The sequence below is a fragment of the Furfurilactobacillus curtus genome (genome assembly GCF_045862785.1).
GTDB lineage: Bacteria > Bacillota > Bacilli > Lactobacillales > Lactobacillaceae > Furfurilactobacillus > Furfurilactobacillus curtus.
The window spans coordinates 1-378 of record NZ_BQXO01000080.1 but is presented as its reverse complement, the minus strand read 5'-3'; the positions used below and the strand labels follow the sequence as shown (position 1 = coordinate 378).

Below are 378 nucleotides of genomic sequence, written 5' to 3'. Positions count from 1 at the left end.
CACATAGAATGAATTCTATGTTGTAATAACCCCAAAATCCTGTATTAGAAGTCGCCGATGGCGACAACAAAGTCAAGCCCATAGAATCAAAGTAAAGAGGTGACTAACATGGCAATATTTCATATGAGTTTTAGTAATATTAGTGCTGGTAAAGGACGAAGTGCGATTGCCAGTGCGGCTTATCGAAGTGGTGAAAAATTATTTGATGATAAAGAAGGTCGCCGATATTTATATGCCCGATCGGTAATTCCAGAAAGCTTTATTTTAACCCCCAGAAATGCACCAGAATGGGCCAGTGATCGAGAACAATTATGGAATGAAGTTGAAAAGAACGATCGTAAATCAAACTCACGGTATGCAAAAGAATTTAACGTAGCT

Annotated in this window: 1 protein-coding gene; it reads left to right on the top strand. The window is 38.4% G+C overall.

Going from position 1 to position 378, the window contains the following annotated elements; translation table 11 throughout:
- Nucleotides 1-108: 108 nt before the first annotated feature.
- The coding region (locus tag ACKTR2_RS10545; RefSeq protein WP_407885097.1) for a MobA/MobL family protein at nt 109-378 on the top strand (270 nt) is incomplete at its 3' end.